Raw genomic sequence first — 2,251 nt, forward strand, 5'->3', positions numbered from 1 at the left:
ACCCCTCAAGCCCCAACGCCACACCCGAACCCGACACCCGCTCACGCAGATTGAAGAACAGATCGAACCGCGACGTCCCCGTCCCCACCGGCTCGACACGACTCTCCAGACCCGGCAGCACAAACGCACCCTGCGGCGTGTTCTGCAACGCCAGCATCACCTGGAACAACGGATGATGCGACAACGACCGCGCCGGATTCAGCACCTCCACCAAATGCTCGAACGGCACATCCTGATGCGCATACGCCGCCAGATCCGACTCCCGCACCCGCCCCAACAACTCACCAAACGACGGATCACCCGACACATCCGTCCGCAACACCAACGTATTCACAAAGAACCCGACCAGATCATCCAGCGCCTCATCCATACGCCCCGCAACCGGCGACCCCAACGCAATATCCGACCCCGCACCCAACCGCCTCAACAACAACACCAAAGCCGCCTGCAACACCATGAACACACTGACCCCACACTCCCGAGCCAACGCCACCACCCGACCATGCAACTCCGCACTCATCCGGATATCGACGAGGTCGCCGCGGTACGTGGTCACCGCCGGCCGCACACGATCCACCGGAAGCTGCAACTGCTCCGGAACGTCCTCCAGCGCCGTCTTCCAGTAGTCGACCTGTTCGCTGATCACGCTCTGCGGATCGTCCTCACGGCCCAACAGCTCCTGCTGCCAGAGCGTGTAGTCCACGTACTGCACCAGCAACTCCGTCCAACCCGGCACACCACCCGCCACCCGCGCCGCATACGCCTCACCCAGATCCCGTGACAGAGGGCCCAGGGACCAGCCGTCGCCCGCAATGTGGTTCAGCACCAGCAGCAGCACATGCTCGGTCGGCGACAGCACGAACAACGTCACGTGAAGAGGGAGGTCATTCGCCAGATCGAAGCCTTCGGCAGCGGCGGCGGCCAGCTTCGTGGCCAGTTCGTCCTCCGTCGTCGGCACCAGCGACGGACCGAGGCCCGCCGCCGAGACACTGAGCACCTTCTGCTGCGGCATGCCGTCGACCTCGGGAAACACCGTACGCAGACTCTCGTGCCGCTCGGTCACGTCGTTGAGGGCCGCACGCAGGGCATCGTGGTCCAGCTCGCCCGTGAGCCGGATCGCCATCGGCATGTTGTACGTCGCGCTCGGCCCCTCCAGCCGGTGCAGGAACCACAACCGCCGCTGCGCGAACGACAACGGCACCACCCCAGGACGCTCACCGACCGCCCGCAGCGCCTTTCTGGCCTTACCGGCGCTCGGCAGCCGCTGCGCCAGAGCAGCGACTGTCGGTGCCTCGAACACGGCCCGCACCGACAGTTCGACACCCAGCACCGACCGAACCCGACTGATCAACCGCGTCGCGAGCAGAGAATGACCACCCAGATCGAAGAAGCTGTCATGGACACCGACCTGAGCCACACCTAGCACCTCGGCGAATACGCCGCACAGGATCTCTTCCTGGGGCGTCCTCGGGCCCCGGCCCGAGGACGCGGTGTCGATGGCGGGAGCGGGCAGCGCCCGTCGGTCCACCTTTCCGCTGGGCGTCAACGGCAACGCGTCCATCACCACGATCGCGGACGGCACCATGTACTCCGGCAACGCCTCAGCCACACGCCCGCGTACTTCGCGCCGCTCAACCACCTGATCCGCAGCCGGTACGACGTACGCGACGACGCGCTGGTCCCCGGGGCGGTCCTCCCGTACCACGACCGTGGCCTGGGCCACCGTCTCCTGCGCCGCCAGTGCCGCCTCGACCTCTCCCAGCTCGATCCGGAAACCCCGGACCTTGACCTGGGAGTCCGCCCGGCCCAGATACTCCAGCTCACCAGCACCGTTCCAGCGCACCAGGTCCCCGGTGCGATACATCCGCTCCCCCGCGGCCCCGAACGGGTTCGCCACGAACCGCTCCGCCGTCAGCCCCGGACGGTCCCAGTAGCCGCGGGCCAGCGCCGCACCCCCGATGTACAACTCACCCGTCACCCCCGGCGGCACCGGCGCCAAACCCGCGTCCAGGACATAGACCTGCGTGTTCCAGATCGGCCGGCCGATCGGCGCCGTCGCACCCCACCGCGTCACATCCCCCGGCAGAGTGTGGGCGGTGACGACGTGCGTCTCAGCCGGTCCGTAGTGGTTGTACAGGTGACGGTCAGAGGATGCGGAGAAGAAGTCCCGCACCGTGGAGCTCAGTCGAAGTGCTTCACCGGCTTGTCCGATGTGGCGGAGGGCGGGGAGGGTGAGGCCTTGTTCCCGCGC

General features: G+C 67.0%; 1 protein-coding gene. It reads right to left on the reverse strand.

Translation table 11 applies throughout. The features are described from left to right. Positions 1 to 2,173, reverse strand: a 2,173-nt coding sequence (locus tag AAW14_RS39200; protein WP_322741179.1) for a condensation domain-containing protein, incomplete at its 3' end; no start/stop codon positions are given. Positions 2,174 to 2,251 lie beyond the last annotated feature (78 nt).

This window comes from Streptomyces hygroscopicus (assembly GCF_026168105.1).
Lineage (GTDB): Bacteria > Actinomycetota > Actinomycetes > Streptomycetales > Streptomycetaceae > Streptomyces > Streptomyces hygroscopicus_D.